The sequence below is a fragment of the Mycolicibacterium aurum genome (assembly GCF_900637195.1).
In the GTDB taxonomy this organism is placed as follows: domain Bacteria; phylum Actinomycetota; class Actinomycetes; order Mycobacteriales; family Mycobacteriaceae; genus Mycobacterium; species Mycobacterium aurum.
This window is the reverse complement of record NZ_LR134356.1, coordinates 1,294,465-1,318,649: the sequence shown is the minus strand read 5'-3', so window position 1 is coordinate 1,318,649 and position 24,185 is coordinate 1,294,465. Positions and strand designations below refer to the sequence as shown.

At 67.4% G+C, this 24,185-nt stretch carries 23 protein-coding genes; 12 read left to right on the top strand and 11 right to left on the bottom strand.

From position 1 onward, the window contains the following. The first annotated feature begins 190 nt into the window (after nucleotides 1–190). Nucleotides 191–793: a helix-turn-helix domain-containing protein gene (locus tag EL337_RS06390; protein ID WP_048630207.1), complete on the top strand. Its 603-nt coding sequence runs from the start codon at nucleotides 191–193 to the stop codon at nucleotides 791–793. Here EL337_RS06390 and EL337_RS06385 read toward each other — a convergent pair. Then, entirely contained in the window at nucleotides 737–1,750 is a 1,014-nt protein-coding gene (locus EL337_RS06385; RefSeq protein WP_048630206.1) for an NAD-dependent epimerase/dehydratase family protein, read from the bottom strand. The genes EL337_RS06390 and EL337_RS06385 overlap by 57 nt on opposite strands. 36 nt (nucleotides 1,751–1,786) lie before the next feature. On the opposite strand from EL337_RS06385, the gene EL337_RS06380 reads away from it, so the two are divergent. Beyond that, a complete protein-coding gene (locus EL337_RS06380) occupies nucleotides 1,787–2,962 on the top strand; it encodes an NADH:flavin oxidoreductase (RefSeq protein ID WP_370737110.1) in 1,176 nt (391 codons plus the stop codon). Here the strand turns inward: EL337_RS06380 and EL337_RS06375 are convergent. Further along, complete coding sequence (locus EL337_RS06375; RefSeq protein WP_048630204.1) at nucleotides 2,938–3,867, bottom strand: sigma-70 family RNA polymerase sigma factor; 930 nt, start codon at nucleotides 3,865–3,867, stop codon at nucleotides 2,938–2,940. The two genes, EL337_RS06380 and EL337_RS06375, sit on opposite strands and share 25 nt — an antisense overlap. Before the next feature lie 124 nt (nucleotides 3,868–3,991). On the opposite strand from EL337_RS06375, the gene EL337_RS06370 reads away from it, so the two are divergent. Both EL337_RS06370 and EL337_RS06365 read left to right on the top strand, forming a co-directional pair. After that, on the top strand, nucleotides 3,992–5,503 hold the full coding sequence (locus EL337_RS06370) for an APC family permease (protein ID WP_048630203.1): 1,512 nt from the start codon (nucleotides 3,992–3,994) through the stop codon (nucleotides 5,501–5,503). Between the two features lie 15 nt (nucleotides 5,504–5,518). After that, nucleotides 5,519–6,379: a universal stress protein gene (locus EL337_RS06365; RefSeq protein WP_048630202.1), complete on the top strand. Its 861-nt coding sequence runs from the start codon at nucleotides 5,519–5,521 to the stop codon at nucleotides 6,377–6,379. A gap of 78 nt (nucleotides 6,380–6,457) precedes the next feature. Here the strand turns inward: EL337_RS06365 and EL337_RS06360 are convergent, their stop codons facing one another. Next, complete coding sequence (locus EL337_RS06360) at nucleotides 6,458–7,951, bottom strand: gamma-aminobutyraldehyde dehydrogenase (RefSeq protein WP_048630201.1); 1,494 nt, start codon at nucleotides 7,949–7,951, stop codon at nucleotides 6,458–6,460. Nucleotides 7,952–8,073: 122 nt separating this feature from the next. On the opposite strand from EL337_RS06360, the gene EL337_RS06355 reads away from it, so the two are divergent. Genes EL337_RS06355 through EL337_RS06345 form a run of 3 tightly spaced genes read left to right on the top strand, consistent with a single transcriptional unit; the run spans nucleotide 8,074 to nucleotide 10,993 of the window. Continuing rightward, the gene (locus EL337_RS06355; protein WP_048630200.1) at nucleotides 8,074–8,595 is read left to right on the top strand and encodes an Lrp/AsnC family transcriptional regulator; all 522 of its coding nucleotides are present in this window, start codon (nucleotides 8,074–8,076) and stop codon (nucleotides 8,593–8,595) included. Next, entirely contained in the window at nucleotides 8,592–9,980 is a 1,389-nt protein-coding gene (locus EL337_RS06350; RefSeq protein WP_048630199.1) for an aspartate aminotransferase family protein, read from the top strand. The genes EL337_RS06355 and EL337_RS06350 overlap by 4 nt, the downstream gene beginning before the upstream one ends. 11 nt (nucleotides 9,981–9,991) lie before the next feature. Then, nucleotides 9,992–10,993: an SMP-30/gluconolactonase/LRE family protein gene (locus EL337_RS06345; RefSeq protein WP_048630198.1), complete on the top strand. Its 1,002-nt coding sequence runs from the start codon at nucleotides 9,992–9,994 to the stop codon at nucleotides 10,991–10,993. A gap of 4 nt (nucleotides 10,994–10,997) precedes the next feature. Here EL337_RS06345 and EL337_RS06340 read toward each other — a convergent pair whose 3' ends face one another. Both EL337_RS06340 and EL337_RS06335 read right to left on the bottom strand, forming a co-directional pair. Then, nucleotides 10,998–11,462, bottom strand: coding sequence for a nuclear transport factor 2 family protein (locus EL337_RS06340; protein WP_048630197.1), 465 nt, complete (start codon nucleotides 11,460–11,462; stop codon nucleotides 10,998–11,000). Between the two features lie 4 nt (nucleotides 11,463–11,466). Further along, nucleotides 11,467–12,288 carry an alpha/beta fold hydrolase gene (locus EL337_RS06335; RefSeq protein WP_048630196.1) on the bottom strand — a complete coding sequence of 274 codons (822 nt, stop codon included), beginning with the start codon at nucleotides 12,286–12,288 and terminating at the stop codon, nucleotides 11,467–11,469. 187 nt (nucleotides 12,289–12,475) lie between these two features. On the opposite strand from EL337_RS06335, the gene EL337_RS06330 reads away from it, so the two are divergent. Beyond that, nucleotides 12,476–12,772: a hypothetical protein gene (locus EL337_RS06330; RefSeq protein ID WP_048630195.1), complete on the top strand. Its 297-nt coding sequence runs from the start codon at nucleotides 12,476–12,478 to the stop codon at nucleotides 12,770–12,772. A gap of 115 nt (nucleotides 12,773–12,887) precedes the next feature. On the opposite strand, the gene EL337_RS06325 is transcribed toward EL337_RS06330, so the two are convergent. Further along, nucleotides 12,888–13,730, bottom strand: a complete 843-nt coding sequence (locus EL337_RS06325) for a helix-turn-helix transcriptional regulator (RefSeq protein ID WP_048630194.1) — start codon at nucleotides 13,728–13,730, stop codon at nucleotides 12,888–12,890. 61 nt (nucleotides 13,731–13,791) lie between these two features. Between EL337_RS06325 and EL337_RS06320 the strand changes: the two genes are divergently transcribed. Together EL337_RS06320 and EL337_RS06315 are read left to right on the top strand one after the other, a co-directional pair. Continuing rightward, nucleotides 13,792–15,492 (top strand): AMP-binding protein, encoded by a 1,701-nt coding sequence (locus EL337_RS06320; protein ID WP_048630193.1) that lies wholly within the window; start codon nucleotides 13,792–13,794, stop codon nucleotides 15,490–15,492. Between the two features lie 8 nt (nucleotides 15,493–15,500). Beyond that, nucleotides 15,501–17,123: an AMP-binding protein gene (locus EL337_RS06315; RefSeq protein ID WP_048630839.1), complete on the top strand. Its 1,623-nt coding sequence runs from the start codon at nucleotides 15,501–15,503 to the stop codon at nucleotides 17,121–17,123. A 51-nt stretch (nucleotides 17,124–17,174) separates the two neighbouring features. Here EL337_RS06315 and EL337_RS28700 read toward each other — a convergent pair whose 3' ends face one another. Both EL337_RS28700 and EL337_RS06310 read right to left on the bottom strand, forming a co-directional pair. Beyond that, nucleotides 17,175–17,330 (bottom strand): hypothetical protein, encoded by a 156-nt coding sequence (locus EL337_RS28700; RefSeq protein ID WP_157866269.1) that lies wholly within the window; start codon nucleotides 17,328–17,330, stop codon nucleotides 17,175–17,177. Between the two features lie 112 nt (nucleotides 17,331–17,442). Next, a complete protein-coding gene (locus EL337_RS06310; protein ID WP_048630192.1) occupies nucleotides 17,443–18,657 on the bottom strand; it encodes a metallophosphoesterase in 1,215 nt (404 codons plus the stop codon). A 189-nt stretch (nucleotides 18,658–18,846) separates the two neighbouring features. Here EL337_RS06310 and EL337_RS06305 point away from each other — a divergent pair, with 189 nt between their 5' ends. Further along, the gene (locus tag EL337_RS06305) at nucleotides 18,847–20,070 is read left to right on the top strand and encodes a D-alanyl-D-alanine carboxypeptidase family protein (RefSeq protein ID WP_048630191.1); all 1,224 of its coding nucleotides are present in this window, start codon (nucleotides 18,847–18,849) and stop codon (nucleotides 20,068–20,070) included. A gap of 1 nt (nucleotide 20,071) precedes the next feature. On the opposite strand, the gene yhjD is transcribed toward EL337_RS06305, so the two are convergent. Further along, entirely contained in the window at nucleotides 20,072–21,106 is a 1,035-nt protein-coding gene (yhjD, locus tag EL337_RS06300; protein WP_048630190.1) for an inner membrane protein YhjD, read from the bottom strand. 42 nt (nucleotides 21,107–21,148) lie between these two features. Beyond that, a complete protein-coding gene (gene trpS, locus EL337_RS06295) occupies nucleotides 21,149–22,171 on the bottom strand; it encodes a tryptophan--tRNA ligase (RefSeq protein WP_048630189.1) in 1,023 nt (340 codons plus the stop codon). A 166-nt stretch (nucleotides 22,172–22,337) separates the two neighbouring features. Between trpS and EL337_RS06290 the strand changes: the two genes are divergently transcribed. Beyond that, nucleotides 22,338–23,345: an esterase/lipase family protein gene (locus EL337_RS06290; RefSeq protein ID WP_275992946.1), complete on the top strand. Its 1,008-nt coding sequence runs from the start codon at nucleotides 22,338–22,340 to the stop codon at nucleotides 23,343–23,345. On the opposite strand, the gene EL337_RS06285 is transcribed toward EL337_RS06290, so the two are convergent. Next, nucleotides 23,342–24,172 carry an exodeoxyribonuclease III gene (locus EL337_RS06285; RefSeq protein WP_048630187.1) on the bottom strand — a complete coding sequence of 277 codons (831 nt, stop codon included), beginning with the start codon at nucleotides 24,170–24,172 and terminating at the stop codon, nucleotides 23,342–23,344. The genes EL337_RS06290 and EL337_RS06285 overlap by 4 nt on opposite strands. Between the last annotated feature and the right edge of the window lie 13 nt (nucleotides 24,173–24,185).

Sequence of the window (24,185 nt, the reverse complement as noted above, 5' to 3'; positions counted from 1 at the left end):
CCACCATGCCCCTTGTACGCCCCGTCGATGGCGGCCGTCACCTGATGGGTCCGGCGACGTGCAGTGTGCCCTGAATGATCGAGTCGGGGACACGGCTCGACCTGCTGGCACCGGGTGCGGTGCGAACGCCACCGCTCGGCCTGTCGTGGCAGTTGCGTCTCGCGGGCGGCTGTGCGGTTGAATCGGTGGGATGACCGAGGAGCAACGCCGCGTCGGCTCAGGTGGGCGGCCACGGGATCCGTCGATCGACCAGCGCGTGCTGTCGGTGACACGTGAACTGCTACTGGAAGTCGGCTGGGACGACCTCAGTGTGCGCATGGTGGCGACGCGGGCGGGCGTGGGCCGCGCGAGCCTGAACCGCCGGTGGGGTTCGAAAGCCGAACTCGTGCTGCACGCGATCCTGGGTGAGACACCCGATCTGTCGCCGTTCTCCGGCACGGACCTCGCCGGCTGGATCGAGTGGGTGGTACGCGGTAGCCATCAGCTCTACAGCAGTGGTCATGTGCGCGAGGCTGTTCCCGGGTTGCTTCTCGCGCTGCGCGAGAACGACGAGATGCGCAAGGCGCTGTGGGCCAACTTCAGCGGTCCGGCCGTGCACTTGTTCACCGCTCACCTCGAGGCAAGGACCGCCGCCGAGCGACGACGAGCCGAGCGCGACGCCAGAGCGGTGCTGGTGATGGCAGCCGGAGCATCGTTGTTCTTGACGACAGTCGCAGTCGAGGACGACTCCGAGGGCTTACGCGAGCGGATCACCGAGCTGTTGTCGGCCGGCGTCGGCGCCATCCCGAAATGACTCCACGATGGCGGCCTGGGGCGGGCTCCAGGTCATCTGGAGATCCCGCAGTGTGGCGGTGTCGTCTGTCGGTGTGGCAGCGGTCAGCAACATCGCGGCCTCATAGCTCAGCCCGTCCGACAACGACACGAATCGCCCGGCGAGATCGGTGAGGCGGCCCGCGGCCAGCAGTGCCTTGACCGGCACCGGGATCCGGCGGATCCGGCGTCCCAGCCCCACTTCGAGTGCGTCGATCATCTCGTCGAATGTCAGCAGAGTGCCTCCGCAGACGTAGCGCCGTGGGCCCCGCCCTGGACGCATGATCCGCTCGTGCACCTCGGCGACGTCGCGCACGTCGATCATCTGCATGCCTCCGCGCACCGAGGGTGCGACGGCGTGCCGCACGATCGGCGCCCAGCCGCGCTCGGTGACTCCCACGGCAGTGCCGAACGGGGCGCCGACCACGCTCGAGGGATAGGTCACGACGACGGGCGCTCCGGCGTCCTGAAGTTCGCGCGCCACCCGGTCTGCGTAGCCCTTCGTCTCGGCGTACGAGCTGCGCCCCTTTGCGGTCGGGGTCTCCGGCGAGATCACCCCGTTCTCCGGTGGGAACAGTGCGCTGTAACTACTCACCGACACGACCGGATCGAGCCCGATGTCGGCGGCCCGGCGCAGAATCGATTCGGTGGCATAGGCGTTGATCTCCCACATCAACCGGACGCGACGTTCGTCGGTGCCGACGACGCCAGCTGCGTGCAAAACGGCATCCACGTCGGTGAGGAGCCTGCCGATGTCTGGCTCGCTCCGGACGTCGCCGGCGAGAACCCGCACCGACCCCACAGCACGAAATCGATCGATGACGCCCGCGGTCTCCTCACCGGGCGGCACCAGCATCTGCACATGGTGTCCCGCCGCCAACAACGCCCGCACCGTATGGGCGCCCACGTATCCCGTGGCCCCCGTGACCGCTATGCGCAGTGTTCCGCCTCCTCAGTAGCCGGGTGCTACATTACGATGCCAATGGCATCGATACAAGCGTTCACGTCTGCACGGCTGGGCCCACTGACGCTGAAGAACCGGTTCATCAAAGCGGCCACCTTCGAGGGCGTGATGCCGCGAGGGCAGGTCAGCGACGGGCTCATCGACTTCCACACCGGGGTGGCGAGCGGCGGAGCAGCCATGACGACCGTCGCCTACTGCGCCATCTCCCCCGGCGGACGCGTGCACCGCGACACCATCGTCCTCGACGGTGACCGCGCCAGGCAGTTGCAGCGGCTGACCGGGGCGGTGCATGACGCAGGCGCCCTGGTGTGCGCGCAGATCGGACATGCCGGACTGGTCGCCAACACCCTGTCGAACCGGGCACCGTCCCTTGCGCCGTCGACGCGGGTCAGCGCACCCGCCATGGGCCTGGTCAGGGGTGCCACCGTCGAGCAGTTGGAGACGGTGGTCGACGACTTCGGCGCCGCGGCCGCCCATGCGGTGGACGCCGGGTTCGATGCGATCGAGATCCACATGGGCCATGGGTATCTACTGAGCTCCTTCTTCAGCCCGAACCTCAACCGGCGCACGGACCGGTACGGAGGTGACACCGTGCGGCGGGCCGAACTGGCCCGCCGGGTGGCCGAGCGCGTCCGGCTGACCGTCGGCCAATCCGTCGCCGTCACAGCCAAATTCAACATGGACGACGGTGTGCGACGCGGCTTCTGGCTGACCGACAGCCTGCCCACCGCCTGTCTGCTGGAGTCCGATGGGCACCTGGACGCACTGCAATTGACCGGCGGCAGTTCACTTCTCAATCCGATGTACTACTTCCGCGGCGACGTTCCGCTCGATGAGTTCATCGCCTCCCAGCCACGCATCGTCGGCCTCGGACTCCGTGTCATCGGGCGACGCCTCTTTCGGACCTACCCCTTCGAGGAGGCCTTCTTCCTCCCCTTGGCGCGGCAATTCCGTGCAGCGCTGTCGATGCCGCTGATTCTGCTGGGCGGCATCAACGGCCTGGACACCGTCGAGGGCGCACTCGGCGAGGGATTCGAGTTCGTAGCGATGGCGCGGGCGCTGCTCCGCGAGCCCGGCCTGGTCGACCGCCTACGGGATGACCAGGCAGGCGAAGGGCTGTGCATCCACTGCATGAAGTGCATGCCGACCGTCTATTCCGGCACTCACTGCGTGCTGCGAAGCGGCTGAGCCGTCGGCTCACGCAACGGCGATCCGGTGAACTTGTCGGGATTGGCGATGTCGTAGATCGCGACCACGAGGCCGTCGTGCACAGTGAGCGCCTGAATTCGCGGCGCGATTGCGGGCCGGTCGTCGGTGGCCCCGGCACCCGCCGAATACAGGCCTAGTTCGCCGTTGACCAGGCCGAGCACGCCGCTGTCGAGCAGCCGCCGATCCCCGTAGCGTTGCACCAGCCCGAGCAGGAAGCGCGCGACCTTGTCGCTGCCGTGAATCACCCGCGCGGCCGTCGGCGCGCGACGGTTCGCGTCCCCGGTGAACGTCACCTCCGGATGAAGCAGCGCGACAACCGCATCCAGGTCGCCAGAGGCCATGGCCGCCAACAGCTTTCCCACCACCTCGGCATGTTCTGCCGCGGGCGGTGGTGCAGCGGCCACGGTCCGCCGCGCCCGTGACGCCAGCTGCCGGGCCGCCTCCGGCGACGACCCGAGCACGTCGGCGATGTCGGTGAACGGCACCGCGAACCCGTCGTGCAGCACGAACGCGACGCGCTGGTCGGGCGTCAGGTTCTCCAGGACCACCATCGCCGCGAACCGCGCGTCCTCCCCGGCCACCACCGACGCCAGCGGATCAGTTCCGTCCACACCCGTCACCACAGGTTCGGGCAGCCACTCCCCCACATAGGTCTCGCGCCGGTGCGCCGCCGACCGCAACCGGTCCAACGCGAGCCGGCTCACCACGGTCGTCAACCACGCCGTGAGATTGTCGACCGCGGTGCTCTGATTCGCCGCCCATCGCAGCCAGGCATCCTGAACAATGTCCTCAGCGTCGACGACTGTGCCGGTGAGTCGATACGCCACGGCCAGCAGGTGGGGCCGCAACTGCTCGAACTCGCCGACGCGCGTGCTCGCGGTCATGGGTCGAGTGTAGAACTGGCGAATATCGCGCTGCCCGCAGACGGAATCCGTTGCCAGGTTTCCTGTATGCAACGTTTTCCGCAGACAGGGCGCGGGAGGACTACCGGAACCGTATATTCCGCTCATGGCAATTACGGAGGAACCATCGCCTCCTTCTGTGGGTAGCAAAGGCCTTCAGTCGGGAGCCCTCGGCCTCGTCGGCAACGTCGTCATCGGCCTGGGCGCCGTCGCGCCCGCCTACAGCCTGGCGGCCACCCTCGGCTATGTCGTGCTGGCCGTCGGCGAGAAAGCACCGTCGATGTTCGTCCTCGCGTTCATCCCGATGCTGCTCGTCGCCTTCGCGTACAAAGAGTTGTCCCAGGACACCCCGGACTGCGGTACCACCTTCACGTGGGCCACCAAGGCGTTCGGGCCGTGGATCGGCTGGATAGGCGGCTGGGGTCTCGCCGTGTCGGCGATCATCGTGCTGGCCAACGTCTCCGAGATCGCCGCCATCTATCTGTACAACTTCCTCGGGCTGACCGAGCTCGCCGAGAGCGTGCCCGCCACAGTCGGCCTCGGGTGCTTCTTCATCATCTCGATGACGCTGGTCTCCGCCCGCGGCATCATCGTCAGCGAGCGGATGCAGAACGTCCTGATCGCCATCCAGTTCGGCGTGCTGATCATCGTCAGCATCATCGCCCTGGTGCGGGTGTTCAGCGGCACCGCCGGCGCCCAGGCCATCACCCCGCAGCTGTCGTGGCTGTGGCCCAGCGGACTCGACGTCTCGTCGATCGCCGCCGCGATCATCCTCTGCATCTTCATCTACTGGGGCTGGGATGCCTGCCTGGCGGTCGGTGAGGAGACCAAGGACCCCGGTAAGACGCCGGGCATCGCGGCGCTCATCACCACCGTCATCCTGGTCTGCACCTATGTGCTGGTGGCCTACGCCGTCCAGTCCTTCTCCGGCTTCAGCGAGGTCGGCATCGGGTTGAACAACCCGAACAACACCGACGACGTCCTCACCGTGCTCGGCAAACCCGTCGCCGGCGCGATCGCCGCCTCGGCACTGCTGCTCACCGTGTCGGTGTCGGCCCTCTCGTCGACACAGACCACGATCCTGCCGACCGCGCGCGGCACACTGTCGATGGCCGTCTACGAGGCCATCCCGAAGCGTTTCGCCAGCGTCCACCCGCGCTACATGACGCCCGCGTTCGGCACCATCGTCATGGGCATCGCGGCGCTGTTCTTCTACCTCGTACTCAAGACATTGTCGGAGAACGCGTTGCTCGACTCGGTGGCCTCGCTGGGGCTGGCGGTCGCGTTCTACTACGGCATCACCGCGTTCGCGTGCGTCTGGTACTTCCGCAAGACGCTGTTCCAGTCAGCACGGAACCTGTTCTTCCGCGGCATCTTCCCGCTCCTCGGCGGCCTGGCGATGTTGGCGGCGTTTGTGATCAGCGCCAAGGACATGATCCAGCCCGACTACGGATACACCGCGTTCGGACCGATCGGCGGAGTGTTCGTGCTCGGCGTCGGGATGCTGGTGCTCGGCATCCCGCTGATGTTGGCGTGCTTCGCCTTCGGCACCAAACGGTTCTTCCGCGGCGAGACGCTGACCGCGAGCACCGAGGTCAAGGTTCCGGACACCTTCTAAAGAGAGAGTCCAGCAATGCATTTGACAGTCGGCTACCTCGCGACCCCCACCGGCGACGACGGCATCGCGTTGGCCAGCGCGCTCGCCAAGACCTTCGACGCCACGGTCGACGTTCTGCTCGTGGTCCGCGAAGAACTCCCCGACGGCCACCCCGGCCGCGTCGAATACCAGCAGTTGCTGATCAACCGCGGCGAGCAGTGGGTCGCCAAAGCCGTTGCCGCACTGGCAGAGGACGGGGTGAGCGCCAACTCGAGTGTGACGGTGGGTGAATCGTTCGCCGAGACGCTGATCCAGTTCGCCGAGCAGAACTCCTCGGACCTCATCGTGGTCGGTGGTGCGCGTGACGGGTTCTTCGGCAGACACACCATCGGACCGGTGACGGGCGCGCTGCTGCACTCCTCGCCGATTCCGGTGGCGCTGGCGCCACGCGGCTACGCCGAGGACCCCGACGAATCGATCGTCGCCGTGACGGCGGCGGTGCCGACCAAACCCGGCGACGACAACCCGCTGCCGTTCGCCATCACGCTGGCCAGCGCTGCAGGCCTGGGGATCCGGATGCTGTCGCTGGTGTCGGCGGAGAACCTCGCCGAGGCGGGCAGCGCCAAGGAGGTTCGGGCGCTGCAGCGCGCCGCCGCCGAGGAGAACCTGCTGCTGGCAGCGCGGGCGCTGCCCGACGCCCCCGAGATCGAGTCGCTGGTGGCCGACGGCATGACGCTGGAGTCGGCGCTCAAGAAGCTCAAGTGGGAGGACGGCGACCTGCTCGTGGTGGGCTCGTCGCGGTTCGCCGCGCCCCGGCGCATCTTCCTGGGGTCGACGGCGGCGCGGATCCTGGCCGGCGTCGACGTGCCGGTGATCGTGGTGCCGCGCGACGAGTAAACGTCTCCCGCCCGCGGAATATCATTCCGGGCTGTGATCACGTGACCGACCACGACCCGGAATGATATTTCGCGGTACCTACCGCTTGGTGAAAATCGTTCGGTGCCAGTCCTTGTCGACCGCGCCGGTGATGTCGCTCATCACGTGCTTGATCGAGAGGTACTCCTCGAGCGAGTACTGACTCATGTCCTTGCCGAACCCCGACGCGCCGAAGCCACCGTGCGGCATCTCGGAGATGATCGGGATGTGGTCGTTGATCCACACACAGCCGGCGTGGATTTCGCGTGACGCCCGCTGGGCGCGGTACACATCCCGCGTCCACGCCGACGCCGCCAGCCCGTACTTGGTGTCGTTGGCCTGCCGGATCGCGTCGTCGTCATCGGTGAACGCGCGCGCCACCAGGACCGGACCGAAGATCTCGTCGCGCCACACCTCGGACTGTTCCGACACGTCGGCGATCAGCGTGGGCCGGTAGAACGACCCCGGTCCCTCCGGCGCCACGCCGCCGGTGACGATCCGTCCGCCCTCACTGGGCGCCCGCTCGACCATGCCCGCCACTTTGGCCCGGTGCGCCAGCGTGATCAGCGGCCCGAGATCCGTATCCGGATCCTCGGGATCGCCGAGGACGATCTTGCTCATCACCTCGCCGACACCCGCGACGAAGTCGTCGTACAGATCGCGCGCCACGATCGCGCGGGTCGCGGCCGTGCAGTCCTGCCCGGTGTTGATCAACGCCCCGGCGACCGCACCCTGGATCGCGGCGTCCAGATCGGCGTCGTCGAACACCACGAACGGGGCCTTGCCGCCCAGCTCGAGCTGCGTCCGATGCCCATGCGCCGCCGCGGCGAGCATGACGCGACGCCCCACCGGCGTCGACCCGGTGAACGTCACCATGTCCACATCGGCGTGGCCGGCCAGCGCGGCACCGACATCGGCACCGGATCCGGTCACCACGTTGAACACACCGTCGGGCAACCCGGCCTCCGAGGCCAGCCGTGCCAGCGTCAACGTGGTCAGCGGCGTGATCTCGGCGGGCTTGATCACCACCGAGCACCCGGCCGCCAAGGCGGGCAACACCTTCCACACCGCCATCTGCAGCGGGTAGTTCCACGGCGTGATGGTGGCGACCACGCCGACGGCTTCCCGCCGGATCGACGACGTGTGATCGCCCGAGTACTCGGCCGAGGCCTTGCCTTCCAGATGGCGCGCCGCGCCGGCGAAGAAGTCGATGTTGTCGATGCTGCCGGGCACGTCGAACTCGGTGGCCAGCCGCACCGGCTTGCCGGTCTGGCTGACCTCCTCGGCAACCAGGACCGAGGTCGCCTCATCCGCGAGCTTGGCCAGCTTGCCCAGCACCGCGGATCGCTCCGCCGGGGTGGCTCCGGACCACTCGGGCAGCGCGCCACGCGCCGAGGCAACCGCGGCATCGACATCGCCGGGCTGGGCCAACGCAATCTCGGCGACGGGAGCGCCGGTGGCCGGGTTGATGACCTGATGACGGGGGCCGCCGGTGGTGACCGGGGCACCACCGATCCAACTTCCCGGGTGCGTGGCGATATCAGCGACAGTCATGCGACAACGGTATCGCGCACCGTCCAGCGGAGCTACGCATTACTGCACCGTCAACGACCCGGAACGAATGATTTCGCCGCCATGGTTGCCTGTGACGACGGATTCCGTGCACAATCTCAGGCATGGCGAACCCGGGGCTACCCCACGCTGTCGGCCCCGTGTCGTTCCGCGTCAATCAGTCCCGCCCGGGTGCCGCCTTCCAACTCGACGAACTGTCCAAGGCGATCATCGAGAAGCTGCAGCAGGACGGCCGCCGTTCCTACGCCGGCATCGGCAAGGCCGTGGGCCTGTCCGAGGCCGCCGTGCGCCAGCGCGTCCAGCGCATGGTCGACGCCGGGGTGATGCAGATCGTCGCCGTCACTGATCCGATGCAGCTCGGCTTCGCCCGCCAGGCGATGATCGGCATCAAATGCACCGGCGACACCACCAAGGTCGCCCAGAAACTCGCCGAGCTCGAGTCCGTCGACTACGTCGTGCTGACCGCAGGTTCGTTCGACGCCATCGTCGAGGTGGTCTGCGAAGACGACGACAGCCTGCTCGAGCTGCTCAACACCCAAATCCGCTCGCTTCCGGGAGTGATATCCACCGAAACCCTGGTCTACCTGAAACTTGTTAAGCAGCAATACAATTGGGGCACACGATGACGATCATTTCCGAAACCGAACAGACCACCACCGGCGACCTGGGCGCCAAGGCCGACCGCCACCTGTGGGGCCACTTCGCCCGGCATGGCGAAGGTATTACCCCGACCATCATCACCCGCGGCGAGGGTGTCCACATCTGGGACAGCAACGGCAACAAGTACATCGACGGCCTGTCCGGGCTGTTCGTCGTCCAGGTCGGCCACGGCCGCGCCGAGCTGGCCGAGGCCGCCGCCAAGCAGGCCGAGTCGCTGGCGTTCTTCCCGCTGTGGTCCTTCGCCACTCCCCCCGCCATCGAGCTCGCCGAGCGGATCGCCGGCTACGCCCCGGGTGACCTCAACCGCGTGTTCTTCACCACCGGTGGCGGCGAGGCCGTCGAGAGCGCCTGGAAACTGGCCAAGCAGTACTTCAAGCTGACCGGCAAGCCGGGCAAGTACAAGGTGATCTCGCGGTCCATCGCGTACCACGGCACCCCGCAGGGCGCCCTGGCCATCACCGGCATCCCGACGTTCAAGGCGCCGTTCGACCCGCCGACTCCTGGCGGTTTCCGCGTGCCCAACACCAACTTCTACCGGGCGCCTGAGCAGTTCAGCTCGGACCCCAAAGCGTTCGGCCGGTACTGCGCCGACCGAATCGCCGAGGCCATCGAATTCGAAGGCCCCGACACCGTCGCCGCGGTATTCCTGGAGCCGGTGCAGAACGCCGGCGGCTGCTTCCCGCCGCCGCCCGGGTACTTCGAGCGGGTCCGCGAGATCTGCGACGAGTACGACGTGCTGCTGGTCTCTGACGAGGTGATCTGCGCCTACGGCCGCATCGGATCGATGTTCGCCTGCAACGACTTCGGCTACACCCCCGACATCATCACCTGCGCCAAGGGTCTGACGTCCGGGTATTCGCCGATCGGCGCGATGGTCGCCAGCGACCGGCTGTTCGAGCCGTTCAACGACGGGCAGACCGTGTTCGGGCACGGCTACACCTTCGGCGGTCACCCGGTGTCGGCGGCGGTGGCGCTGGCCAACCTCGACATCTTCGAGCGCGAGGGCATCAACGACCACGTCAAGCAGAACGCCTCGGCGTTCAAGGCCACGCTGGACAAGCTCTACGACATCCCGATCGTCGGCGACGTCCGCGGCGAGGGCTTCTTCTACGGCATCGAACTCGTCAAGGACAAGGCCACCAAGGAGACCTTCAACGACGACGAGTGCGAGCGGCTGCTGCGTGGCTTCCTGACACCCGCGCTGTTCGAGGCAGGCCTGTACTGCCGCGCCGACGACCGCGGCGACCCGGTGGTGCAGCTGGCCCCGCCACTGATCAGCGGGCAGAAGGAATTCGACGCGATCTACGACATCCTGCGTGGTGTGCTCACGGAGGCGTCGGCGCGGATGTAGCGTCCGGCGGTATGGAACAGGGGCCGACACCGCCGGTCGATCCGGTGCGCTGGCAGGCGCCGCCCGTCGGGGCGCTGCCCGACTTTCCGGCCGCGGACCTGACACTGGTCCCGATACCCGGAGGCGAACCCGAGGACGTCGTCGTCGACCATGACGGCGCGCTGTGGGTCGGGGCGCAGGACGGGTCGATCGTGCGGTTGCGCCCCGACGGCAGCGCGCCCGAGGTGATTGCGAACACCGGAGGCCGTCCGCTGGGGATGACCTTCACCCGTGACGGCCGCCTGCTGGTGTGCGACAGCCCCCGCGGGTTGCTCGCCGTGGACACCGCGACGGGTCACGTCGAGACGTTGGTGGACTGGGCCAACGGACACCCGCTGATCTTCTGTTCGAATGTCACCGAAACCGCGGACGGCACCGTGTATTTCACCGAATCGACGAGTGCCTTCACGGTGGGCGACTACGTCGGTGCCATCCTGGAGGCCCGCGGCCGCGGCGCGCTGCACCGGCTGGAGCCCGACGGAACCGTGACGACGGTCGTGGAGGGCCTCTACTTCGCGAACGGGGTGACGCCGACGGCCGACGGGTCGGCCCTGGTGTTCGCCGAGACGCAGGGTCGCCGATTGTCCAAGTACTGGCTGACGGGTCCGCAGGCCGGTTCGGTCACGCCGCTGGCGGTGCACCTGCCCGCCATGCCCGACAACCTGTCGACCGGGAGCGACGGCCGCATCTGGTGCGCCATGGTCACACCCGCCAATCCCGTCGCCGACCGGCTCGCCGCCGGACCGCCGCTGGTGCGTAAGGCGGTGTGGCGACTGCCGAAGCGGTTGCAGCCGAAGCCGCAGCCGGTGGTGTGGGCGGTGGCGTTCGATCCGGACAGCGGCGACGCCGTCGCAGGTGTGCGCATGACCCATCCGCAGTTCAGCATGGTGACCGGCCTGGTCGAGGCCGGCGGCCGGCTGTGGATGGGCAGCATCGGCGCCCCGTATCTGGGCTGGGTCGAGCTACCCCGCTGATCTGTCAGAGGCCGAGCTCGGTGAGGCCCGGATGGTCGGCCGGGCGCGGACCCGACGAGTCCCAGTGGAACAACCGATCCTGCTCGGCGATCGCGAGGTCGTTGATGCTCGCGTGCCGGGTCCTCATCAGCCCGTCGGACGCGAACTCCCAGTTCTCGTTGCCGTAGGCGCGGTACCACGCGCCGGAGGAGTCATGGTATTCGTAGGCGAACCGCACGGCGATGCGGTCGCCGCCGTAGGTCCACAGCTCCTTGATGAGCCGGTAGTCCAGTTCGCGTTGCCATTTGCCGGTGAGGAATTCGACGATCTCGTCGCGCCCACGCGCGAAGTGGGATCGGTTGCGCCACCAACTGTCCGGCGTGTACGCGAGCGCGACCCGCTGAGGATCCCTGGTGTTCCAGAGATCCTCGCCGGCGCGAACTTTGGCGATCGCGCTGTCGCGGGTGAACGGCGGGGCGAGCACGGTCACGGAGCTATCCCTTCAGAAACGCCAGCAGGTCGGCGTTGATGACGTCGGCATGGGTGGTCGGCATACCGTGCGGAAATCCCTGATAGGTCTTCAAGATTCCGTTCTTCAGCAGCGCAGCGGACTTCGGGCCGGCGGCGACGTAGGGCACGATCTGGTCGTCTTCGCTGTGCATCACCAGCACCGGCACGGAGATCTTCTTGAGGTCCTCGGTGAAGTCCGTCTGGGAGAACGCGACGATGCCGTCGTAGTGCGAGAGCGCGTCACCCATCATCCCCTGACGCCACCAGTTGTCGACGATGGCCGGTTGTGTTTCCACGCCGGCGCGGTTGAACCCGTAGAACGGACCCGAAGCCAGGTTCTGGTAGAACACCGACCGATTCGCCGCCAGCTGAGCCTGCAGATCGTCGAAGACCGACTTGGGCAGGCCTTCGGGATTCGCCTCGGTGCGGACCATCAACGGGGGTACAGCGGAGATGATCGCCGCCTTCGCGACCCGGTCCTCGTGGCGGGCGACGTAGCGCACCACTTCCCCGCCGCCGGTGGAATGACCGACATGGATCGCGTCGTGCAGGTCGAGATGGGCGGTGAGTTCGGCGAGATCGTCGGCGTAGTGGTCGATGTCGTGCCCGCCGGGAGTCTGCGTCGACCTGCCGTGGCCGCGACGGTCGTGGGCGATGACGCGGTAGCCGTGCTGGAGGAAGAACAGCATCTGGTTGTCCCAGTCGTCCGAGGACAGCGGCCAGCCATGACTGAAGACGATGGGCTGCCCGGTTCCCCAATCCTTGTAGAAGATGTCGGTGCCGTCGGTGGTGGTGAAGATGCTCATCGGCTTACTGTCCCCGACACCGGCGGCGTTGTCATCAGTGCTGTCTGCCACCACCGTTTCCGGTTAACCCCCAGTTCCGCGATTCTGCCACCGGCCGTTCAATTTCTGCCAACTGAAATGAAGCCGACCACCTGCCGGTTTAACCCGTCAGAAGTCATCGAGTTGAACAAGAAGAGCAGGAACGACCATGAAGAACGTCACCATCGCCACCGCCTTCGCCGCCACCCTGACCGGAGCCATTGTCGGGCTGGCCGCGCCCGCCGCAGCCGCGCCCTCTGCCGGCGACGCGCAGAGCACCATCAGCCAGCTGGAAGCCGACGGCAATCGCGTCATCGTCAACAACCTGTCCGGGACGCCACTGTCCCAGGCCACAGTCGTCGGGGTCAATCCCGGCGGCGACATCCGCTCCACCGTCCCGTCCAACAGTGACGGGATGAACCAGCAGGTGATCACGGGCAAGGTCTACTACGTCGCCGTGCGGTAACCCGCACAATCCAGTCGCCGTGCGGTAACCCGCACAATCCAGCCGGAGTGCGGTAACCCGCACAACCGAGACCAAAGGGGCACCTCCTTCCCCCGGGGAGGTGCCCCTTTGCATGTCACGGAATGAGGTGCAGCCGCCTCGCTTTCGACACCGACTCGAAACGGGTCCGGGTTCCGAGTTTTGTTGCCGCGCTGCGCAGATAACTCTTCACGGTCTCGGTCTTCAACGAAAGTCGCTGGCCTGCCTCGGCGTTGGTGCAGCCGAGCGCAACCTGGGCGAGCACGTCGAGTTCGCGAGGCGTCAGCACGGGCGCGTCGGGATCGTCGTCTGCGGGTCCTGTCAGGGTGTCGGCGAGTGCTCGCAGCCGGCACTGGAGAGCGGCGGGCGCCTCCACCGCGAGGCGACGCAATTCGGCATGCGCCTCCCTGATCTGCTCGGCGCCGACCACACCGCCGTGGTGCGCCACGTGCGCATCGCGCAGCCGTAGCCGGCGATCCACCTCGTCGCGGATCCGGAGTTCCTCGCTGAGCCGCCGGGCCGAGTCGACCATCAGGTCGGCGACCCGGCCGCCGAACGGTGCGCCGCTGCGATAGGCGCCGTAGAGCATGGCCCTGGCCCGCCCCTCCACCAGTACCGGCACCGCGAGGACCGAGCGGATGCCCTCCGACAGCACCGGCCCGTCGTAGTCGTGCGTGATGGACGAGGCGCTGCGGTAGTCGGCCACCGACAACGGTCTCCCGGCCACCATGCTCGCTCCGCCCAGTCCCGAGTTCGACCGGACGGCCAGTCCGCGCAGGCCGCCGGTGCGCACCCCGTGGTACTCCGAGATCAGCAGCGTGTCGTCGTGGACCTCGCCCCCGAACAGCACCGGGACGTCACCGAGCACGGCCACCCGGCGCAGTTCGGCGCGCAGCGCGTCACCATCGCGCGGACGGAGCAGCGCCGACGAGCCTGACATCGGGACGGCACCCTCTTTCGGGGGTAGTGGACGGACGAGTGTGACCTGGATCCTATTGGGCATGGCCTCCAACACCGACCTGTTCGACGTCCTGCGTAACGCCCGAGACCACCTCGTCGAGGTCATGGCCGACTACGACAAGGCCGTCGAGACCTTCGCCTGGCCACGACTGTCGGGGCGCTTCAACTGGGCCACCGACTGGTTCGACCACATCGCGCGCGGCAACGACCGCGTCGCGCTGTGGATCGTCGAGGAGGACGGCAGCGAGCAGAAGGTCACCTTCGACGAGATGGCGCGCCGCTCCGATCAGGTCGCGACCTGGCTGCACGGTCTCGGGGTGGGACACGGCGACCGGGTGATCCTGATGCTCGGCAACCAGGTCGAACTGTGGGAAACGATGCTGGCCGTCGCGAAGCTGGGGGCGGTCATCCTGCCGACCACCGCGGCACTGGGGCCCGCCGATCTTCTGGACCGGATCAGCCGTGGCCAGGCCGGCTTCGTCATCGCGAACTCCGCCGATGCCGCCAAGTTCGACGATGTGCCCGGCGACTACGTGCGCGTCGTCGTCGGGGCGGCGGTCGAAGGCTGGCAGTCCTACGGCGATGCCGCCGCGGTCGATGCCCCCCACGCGCACGACCCGCAGACCACGGTCGACGACCCGCTGCTGGTGTACTTCACGTCCGGCACCACCAGCAAGCCCAAGCTGGTCGAGCACTCGCAGGTCAGCTACCCGGTGGGACACCTGACCACGATGGCGTGGATCGGCCTCAAGCCCGGCGACGTGCATCTGGCCATCAGCTCGCCGGGGTGGGCCAAGCACGCGTGGAGTTGTTTCTTCGCTCCGTGGATCGCCGAGGCCACGATCTTCGTCTACAACTACGGCCGCTTCCAGGCCTCCGCCCTGCTGGATCAGATCCGGCGGGCCGGGGTCAGCACGTTCTGCGCACCGCCGACCGTCTGGCGCATGCTGATCCAGTCCGACCTCGGACCCCGCCCCGAGCGTCTGCGGGAAGTGCTGGGTGCCGGCGAGCCGCTCAACCCCGAGGTGATCGGCGCGGTGGAGCGGGCGTGGGGGTTGACGATCCGGGACGGGTTCGGCCAAACCGAGACCACGCTGCAGGTGGGCAACACTCCGGGGCAACCCGTGAAGGCCGGCTCGATGGGCAGGCCGATGCCCGGGGTTCCGGTGGTGCTGGTCGACCCGCTCACCGACCAACCCGCCGATGAGGGCGAGATCTGCCTGGATCTGAGCCAGACGCCGCTGAACCTGATGACGGGCTATCTCGGCGATGACGACCGCAATGCCCTGGTGATGCGCGGCGGTTACTACCACACCGGCGATGTCGCCGTCCGCGACGCCGATGGCTACATCACCTACATCGGACGCACCGACGACGTCTTCAAATCCTCGGACTACAAGGTGTCGCCGTTCGAGTTGGAGAGCGTGCTCATCTCCCATCCTGCGGTGGTCGAGGCCGCGGTGGTGCCGCAGCCGGACGACACCCGCCTGGCCGTGCCGAAGGCCTACGTGGCGCTGGCGCAGGGCTGGTCGGCCGACAGCGAGACGGCACGAGCGATCCTCGAGCACTCCCGCGACAACCTCGCGCCGTACCTGAAGGTGCGCCGGGTGGAGTTCTTCGAACTGCCGAAGACCATCTCCGGCAAGATCCGTCGCGTCGAGTTGCGCCGCCGCGAGGACGAGGCCCACCGTGCGGGTCAACCCATCGAAACCGAGTACCGCTACGAAGATCTGGTGGATTAATGGCAGACATGACGACTACCCAGTCCTACGACGCAGGGCCGACGGACACCCCCATTCTGGAAGAGACCATCGGCGCGAACTTCGAGCGGATCGCGGCGACCTACCCCGATCACGACGCGCTGGTCGACGTCGCCAGTGGTCGCCGCTGGACCTACGCCGAACTCGACCGCGAGATCGACACCGTCGCCAAGGGTTTGATGTCGCTCGGCATCGAGCGCGGGGACCGGGTCGGGGTGTGGGCACCCAATTGTCCGGAGTGGGCGATCGTGCAGTACGCCACGGCCAAGATCGGCGCCATCCTGGTCAACATCAATCCCGCGTACCGCACGCACGAGCTGCGCTACGTACTCGACCAGTCCGGGGTGGGGACGTTGATCTCGGCCACCCGGTTCAAGTCTTCCGACTACGTCGCCATGGTCGACGAAGTTCGCTCGGATGTTGCTGCGCTGCAGCGTGTCCTGTTCATCGGCACCGACGACTGGGACGCCCTGTGTTCGGGCGCGGATCAGGTGGACGACGCCGAGTTGCGACGGCGCGGCGCGGCGCTGTCCAATCGCGACGCCATCAACATCCAGTACACGTCGGGGACCACCGGGTTCCCGAAAGGTGCGACGCTGTCCCATCGCAACATTCTCAACAACGGCTACTTCTGCACCGAGCAGATCCGGTTGACCGCCGGTGACCGGCTGTGCATTCCGGTGCCGTTCTATCACTGCTTCGGCATGGTGATGGGCAACCTGGGCTGCACGACGCACGGCGCGACGATCGTGATCCCCGCGTCGGCCTTCGATCCCGGGCAGACCCTGGCGGCCATCGAAAAAGAAAGGTGCACCGCGGTTTACGGAGTGCCGACGATGTTCATCGCGATGCAGAACCACGCCGACTTCGCCGAGCGCGACCTGTCGTCGCTGCGTACCGGCATCATGGCGGGCGCCGTGTGTCCGGTCGAGGTGATGAAGCGCTGCGTCGAAGAGATGAACATGGCGGAGATCTCGATCGCGTACGGGATGACCGAAACCTCTCCGGTGTCGTGCCAGACGCTCTTCGATGACGACCTGGAGCGCCGGACGTCGTCGATCGGGCGTGTGCACCCGCATGTCGAGATCAAGATCGTCGACCCGGACTCCGGAGACGTCGTCGAGCGCGGTATGCCGGGCGAATTCTGCACACGCGGATACTCGGTGATGCTGGGGTACTGGCGCGATGAGGAGAAGACCGCGGACGCCGTCGACGCCGATGGGTGGATGCACACCGGCGATCTGGCGGTCATGCGCGAAGACGGTTACTGCAACATCGTGGGACGCATCAAGGACCTCGTGATCCGCGGGGGCGAGAACATTTACCCGCGCGAGATCGAGGAGTTTCTCTACACCCACCCCGACATCGAGGACGCGCAGGTGGTCGGGGTGCCCGACGAGAAGTACGGCGAGGAGCTGTGCGCCTGGATCCGGATGCGGCCCGGCCGCGCCCCGTTGGACGCCGCCGCGATACGCGCGTTCGCTCAGGACCGGCTCGCGCATTACAAGATTCCGCGCTATGTCCACGTGGTCGACGAGTTCCCCATGACGGTGACCGGCAAGATCCGCAAAGTGGAGATGCGGGAGGTCAGTGCCCGCCTGCTGCAGACGTGACAGACGCGAAAAAAGGGGCGCCCCCACCACCAGGAGCGCCCCTTTAAGCGTCTACACCAACCGCAGGTGTGGCGCGGGTGGCTGAAGTCGAGATTGGAATGCCGGATGCCGTCGCATCGCTTCTTCGATGTCGCGCGCGCGGCGCTCGGCAGCCTGCCGGGCCGGATGGGAGTCGAGACGCACTACGGTGGCGGTCTTCCTCGTCATCACCATGGCTCCTTCCGCGGACTTTCGATGTCTTCAGCGTGCTGGTCGCACCTGTGCATCACCGTCAGAGTTGTCCGTGAATCTGCTAAGAAATACCCCTGGGGTCCGACATTTAATCCCCGAGTCCGCCTTCGAGGGTCAACACGCTGATGTCCGGCGGGGCGCCGACCCGGACCGGCGGCCCCCAGAATCCGGCCCCGCGCGTCACGTAGAGCTGGGTGTCGCGCACCTGGGACAGACCCGCCAACGACGGTTGCGCGAGCTCGACGGCGTAGTGGAACGGCCACATCTGTCCGCCGTGCGTGTGTCCCGACAACTGCAGATCGACACCTCGGTCTGCTGCCTCCGTCACCTGAACGGGCTGATGTGCCAGCAGAATCGCGGGTCCCCCCGGGTTGACGCCCGCGAGGGCGCGGTCGTAGTCGGGCGGATCCGACCGTGACTCACCGGCGAGGTCGTTGACTCCCGCCAGGTCGAATGCGGCACCGCCCCGCCGGATCCGGGTGTTCTCGTTGCGCAGCACGTTCAGGCCGAAGCGTTCGAGTTCCCGCATCCATGCTGCGGTGTCGTCCACGAAATACTCGTGGTTTCCAGTGACGAAGAACACACCGTCACGCGGCTGCAGGTCCTGCAGTGGTTCCGCCGCGGAGCCCAGTTCTTCGACGGTGCCGTCCACCAGGTCGCCGACGACCGCGACCAGGTCGGGTTCGGCTTCGTTGATGATGCGCACGATCCGCTCCGTGTGCGCGCGCCCCAGCAGCGGACCGAGGTGGATGTCCGACACCACCGCGACGCGAAAGCCGTTGAACGCCGGATCCAGGCGGGGCAGCCGTACGGGGACTCTGAGCAGGTCAGGAGGACCGACGGCACGCGCGGCACCGAAACCGGTGATCCCGACCGCAGCCACGCCGGCGGTCACCGCGGCGGTGCGTGCGAGGAACAGCCGTCTGTCGACCACGGGGTCGGCGTCCGTCGCAAGATCGGCGGTCACCTCCGGTGACGCGGCTGACACGGGTGAGGCGACGCGCGGCGCGCGAGCGAACCGGCGCCGCAGGGCCAGTCGGACCGGTTCCAGGACCAGGGACGCCAGGAACAGGTAGACCAGGAGCCCGAACCACAGATAACCGGGCCACGCGAGCCAGCCGGACTCCGTCACCCCGAAGACCCGCGGCACGAACAGCGTGCCGACGAGCAACAGCGCAAGAGCGCCGACGAGCGCGGACAGCGACCAGCGGGTGCGGCCGGGCCGGGTGGTGTCCTTGACCAGCCGTTTCCATACGTACAGGTGCATCAACGCAAGGACCGAGCCGAGAACAAGAATGAACATGCACGCCCTTCAGCCGGCTCACAGGTAACACCAGCCTAGTGATGCCGACGACGTACCCGTTTGCGCGCGGATTCCCCGCTGACCTGGCGGGAGCGCGGTACCCCGTCGAGTCCCACGTGAAACTCTGACCACACCAGTCACCGCGTGGCTCCCCGACTCAGTGACTCGGATCGCTTAATCTGCGCAACGATGGCGACGTTACGGACAGTCTCGATGCGGGTATCCGCGCTGGTCGCAGCCTCGATGCTGGCCCTGGCGCCAGTGGCTGCCGCTCAGCCGGACCCGGCGGTGATGGACGCGAATACCTGCCCGTACCGGGTGGCGACGCCGCCCGCGGTGGACTCGTCGGAGATCCCCGAAGTCGGCGATCCACCCGCCCCGCTTCCCGTCCCGGCCGCTCCGGTGGGCGGGGACGCGCTGTCGGGCTGCGGCGTCATCACCGCCCCCGGCACTCCCCCCGTGCCCGGCGACGTTTCCGCCGAGGCATGGCTGGTCGCCGACCTCGACACCGGTGACGTCATCGCCGCCCGCGATCCGCACGGCAGGCATCGACCCGCCAGCATCATCAAGGTGCTGACCGCGATGCAGGCCATCCGCGATCTCCCGCTGCACAAGGTGATCCCCGGCACCGAACAGGACGCCGCTCAGGAGGGCACCAAGGTCGGGGTCGGCCAGGGTGGCTTCTACTCCGTCAACGACCTGCTGCACGGGCTCCTCATGTACTCCGGCAACGACGCTGCACACGCACTGGCGATGCAGATGGGCGGCATGGAGACGGCACTGAACAAGATCAACGTGCTGGCCGGCAAGCTGGGGGCCCGCGACACCCGTGTCGCCACCCCGTCCGGTCTCGACGGCCCCGGCATGAGCACGTCGGCCTACGACATCGGGCTCTTCTACCGATACGCGTGGCAGAACCCCGTCTTCACCGACATCGTCGCCACCAAGGCCACCGAATTTCCCGGCCGTGACGGCGCCGGCTACCCGATCGAGAACGACAACAAGTTGCTGGCCAACTACCCGGGTGCAATGGGCGGCAAGACCGGATACACCGACGATGCCGGGCAGACCTTCGTCGGCGCCGCCACCCGCGACGGCCGCCGGCTGGTCGCGGTCCTGATGCGCGGCACCCGCCAACCCATCGCGCCCTGGGAGCAGGCCGCCAGGCTGCTCGACTACGGCTTCGCCACCGCACCCGGCACCAAGGTGGGCTCGCTGGTCGATCCCGACCCTTCCCTCGTCGATCCCACACCCGACGCTGCGGCCGCGGGAACCACCACGACCAACGCCAACGCCATGCTGCCCGACGTCGATGCCACACCGGTCCGGATCGGCGTCGGCGTCATCGGCACGATCGTCGTGTTCTTCCTGATCTTGGGTGCCCGCGCGATGAACCGCAGGCCCGCACGCTGATTCAGCGCTTACGCCACCGCGTGACGCTCAGAGCGCCCAGCGCTCCCACCGCCGCTGCCGCGGCGACCTGTAGCGGTCCCACTCCCGGGCGGGTGACGATCCGGTTCCGGATGACGGCGGGTTCCGGTGGCGGCACCATCTCCTCGCCCATGTTCTCCGGCGTCGTCGCCGCCCACGCCGTGGCGAACAGAATCAACCGCGACGTGATGTAGGCGAAGACCATCAGGCCGAGCACCGGCCCGAACGTCGCGCCCGCGGGACCGGTGACCACCGACCGCAGATAGATCGAGGCGACCAACTTGAAGACCTCGAACGCGACGGCGGCGATCAGCCCCGCGCGCATGCTGCTGCGCAGGCTCGTCGACTCCCGGGGCAGTCGCGCGATGATCCAGGTGAACAGCAACCAGGACACCAGAATCGACACCACGATGGACGCGGTCCGCAGCGCCACACTCAGGCCGGGGGCATTGGGAAAGCCGAACCAGTCCAACACATTCTGCATCACCGACGTGTTGCCCAGCGCGGTCAGCGCGACGGTGACGACGATCGCGACGAATGTCGAGAGCAACGCGCCGAGATCGGACAGCTTGGTCTTGAGAAAACTGCCCTGCTCGTCGCGGAAACTGCCCCACATCTGGCTGAGCGCCTCGCGGAGGTTGGCCATCCAGCCCAGCCCGGCCCATGCGGCCGCGGCCAAGCCGATGATGCCGACCGTCCCGCGGGAATCGATCGCCGAATCCATCAACTGCACCAGTTGCTGCCCGAGATCACCGCTGACGGCTGCCCTGATGCGTTCCTCGACCTCGGCGAGCAGGTCGGGACGTCCCACCAACACGAAGCCTCCCACCGCGAACCCGACCATCAGCAGCGGGAACAACGCGAAGATCGTGAAATAGGTGAGACCGGCCGCGTAGAAGTCGCCCTTGCAGTCGGTGTAGCGCTGCTGAGCCCGCATCGTGTGGTCGAACCACGGCATCCGCGCCCGCAACCGGTCGAGGATGCCGGGCTTGTCCTCCGGGTCGGGCTGCGCGGTCATCCGACCCCCTTGCGCTCGTGAGACGGTGCTGTCGAGACGGTGTTATGCAGAGGGTAGGAACCCTAACCGGTCATATACCCGCCGCAACGTCTCTCCAGACACCTCGCGTGCGCGCTCGGCACCGCGTGCCAGCACACCTTCGAGTTCGGCCGGGTCACTGAGCAACTCGTCGACCCGGGTCTTGATCGGAGTGACGAACTCGACCACCGCCTCGGCGGTCTCCTTCTTGAGGTCTCCGTACCCACGGCCCGCGTAACCCTCGACGAGCTTGTCCACGTCGGTGCCCGTGACCGCCGATTGGATGGTGAGCAGGTTGGACACCCCGGGCTTGGCGTCCCGGTCGAAGCGGATCTCCCGCTCGCTGTCGGTGACCGCGGACCGGATCTTCTTGGCCGTCCGGCCGGGGTCGTCGAGCAAGCTGATCAGCCCGGCATCGCTGTCGGCGGACTTGCTCATCTTCGCCGTCGGGTCCTGCAGGTCGTAGATCTTCGCGGTGGCCTTCGGAATCATCGCCTCGGGCACCACGAAGGTGTCCGGGAAGCGCGCGTTGATGCGCTGGGCGACGTCGCGCGCGAGCTCGAGGTGCTGACGCTGATCCTCGCCCACCGGCACCAACTCGGTGCCGTAGAGCAGAACGTCGGCGGCCATCAGCACCGGATAGGTGAACAGACCGACGGTGGTGGCGTCGGCGCCTTGCTTCTGCGACTTGTCCTTGAACTGCGTCATCCGCGACGCCTGTCCGAAGCCGGTGAAACACCCGAGCACCCAAGCCAATTCGGAGTGCGACGGCACATGGCTCTGCACAAACACCGTCGCCCGGGACGGGTCGATGCCCAGGGCGAGGTACTGGGCGGCGGTGACGAGGGTGCGCTTGCGCAACGTGGCGGGGTCCTGCGCGACGGTGATCGCGTGCAGGTCGACGACGCAGAAGTAGGCGTCATACCCGTCCTGGAGGCTGACCCACTGGCTGACCGCACCCAGTGCGTTGCCCAGATGCAGGGAGTCAGAGGTGGGTTGCGCGCCCGAGAAGACGACGGGCCTTGCCGGGTTGGTGGCGGTGCTCATGATGACATCATCTTTCCACTGACTCCGTCGCGGTCATCCCGGGGTCACGCGCGGCGGCGCGACCGCGACGCCGATTCGTTCGCATACCGCACCGTCCGCGCTGATCGAGAATATGGTTGGCCGCGTGCCTCGGTTGGTGGTCAGCGTCGTCGTCCTGACCTTTGCGATGATCGCTTCCGTGTTGACCGCTGCGAGCGCGCAGAGCGCGCCGCCCCCTCCCGGGCGGGCCGTGGTCATCGTCTCCGGCGGCGACGCGACGAGTCCGTTCACCACACCGGACCAGGCCTGCACATCGGGATTGGCGGCGGGCAACACCGACACCGCGCTGCGGCAGCACCTGCTCGAGCTCGGTTACACCGTCTACACCTCCCCGGCGCTGGCCGGCCGGGGGCCGGTGGTCGACCAGGGCGGCTTCGGGGCCTTCGGCAACTGCCCGATCACGTTGCCCGAGAACATGACCGTGAACTCCACCGGCAGCATCGACACCGCCGGTGAGCATCTGGCCCGGTTCCTGACCCACCTGCACGACCACTACGGCGTCACTGACGTCGACGTCGTCGGACATTCCATGGGCGGGCTGTACTCGCGCGCCGCGTTCCGGGTGCTGCAGAGCCTCGGTTCCCCGATCGTCATCCGGTCGCTGACGACGCTCGGTACCCCGTGGCAGGGGTCGTATCTGTCCGACTACGCCAACGGCATCACACCGAAGTCGGATTGCCTGGGCGACAGGTTCTGCGAGGCCGCGATGGACGGCATGCAGGCCGAGGTCCAGCGGCTGATGGCGGGCTCGGGGCGCGAAGTCAACCAGGCTTTCCTGATGGGTCCCGACGGCTGGAACGAATACCAGGCCGGCGTGCTGGACCGGATCCCGGTGGTGCTGATCGGCGGCCACCGGTTCACCGCACCCGCGGGTGCGGCGGCGAATCCGACCGTCTGGCCGAACGACGGGCTGGTCGCGCAGTCGAGTGCGCTGGCTGTCGACATCAGCGACCGCGTGCTACCGCACCGCCGGTGCTTCACCTTCGACGACACCCACAGCATCTACGTGTCCGATGCGGCCGGACTGCCCTGGGATACCGGGCTGACCTGGGATCCGCGTGTTCTCGATGTGGTCCGGGCCGCGATCGACGGCGCCGACGGCGCGCTCGGAACCCCCAATCGGCAGGGCTGCTAGGCGATTTCGTACTGCACGGTCACCGGGCAGTGGTCCGACCACCGCAGCGCGTAGGCGGCCGGCCGTTCGGTGGTGACGGCGGCAGCGCGCGCGCCCAGTCCGGGCGTGGCCAGGTGGTAGTCGATGCGCCAGCCCGCGTCGTTGTCGAAGGCCTTGCCTCGCCACGACCACCACGCATACGGACCGGGGACGCCGGGGTGGGCCTGCCGCACCACGTCCACCCAGCCGGTGGCCAACAGCTCGGTGAGCCACTGCCGCTCCTGCGGAAGGAAACCCGCCTTCTTGATGTTGCCCTTCCAGTTCTTGATGTCGTTCTCGGTGTGGGCGATGTTCCAGTCCCCGCACAGCACCGATTCTCGTCCCGTCGCGGCACTCTGGGCGAGCAGCACCGCCATCCGATCTGCCACGGCAGCCATGAACCGTTCCTTCTCCAGCTGGCGATCGGTTTCGGCCTCGCCCGTCGGGAAGTACACGCTTGCCACCGTCACACCGGCGGTGTCCACCTCGATGTACCGCCCGTGCGTCGCAAATTCCTCTGCGCCACAGCCGATTCTGATGTCGTCAAGCGGCGCGCGGGACAGGACCGCAACGCCGTTGCGGCCCTTGACGTGCGGGGCCGCCGATGCCAGATGCCAACCGCGCGCCAGCACCGGAGCCAGTGCGTCGGCCAGCTGCTCGTCGTCGGCGCGCGTCTCCTGCAGACACACCACGTCGGCCGCGGTGTCGGTGAACCAGGGCACCAGACCCCGGTTCTCCGGAGAGCGTTCCTTAACTGCCGCACGAATGCCGTTGACGTTGATCGTGCTGACGGTTAACGGGCGTGTCACGGCGCATGACCCT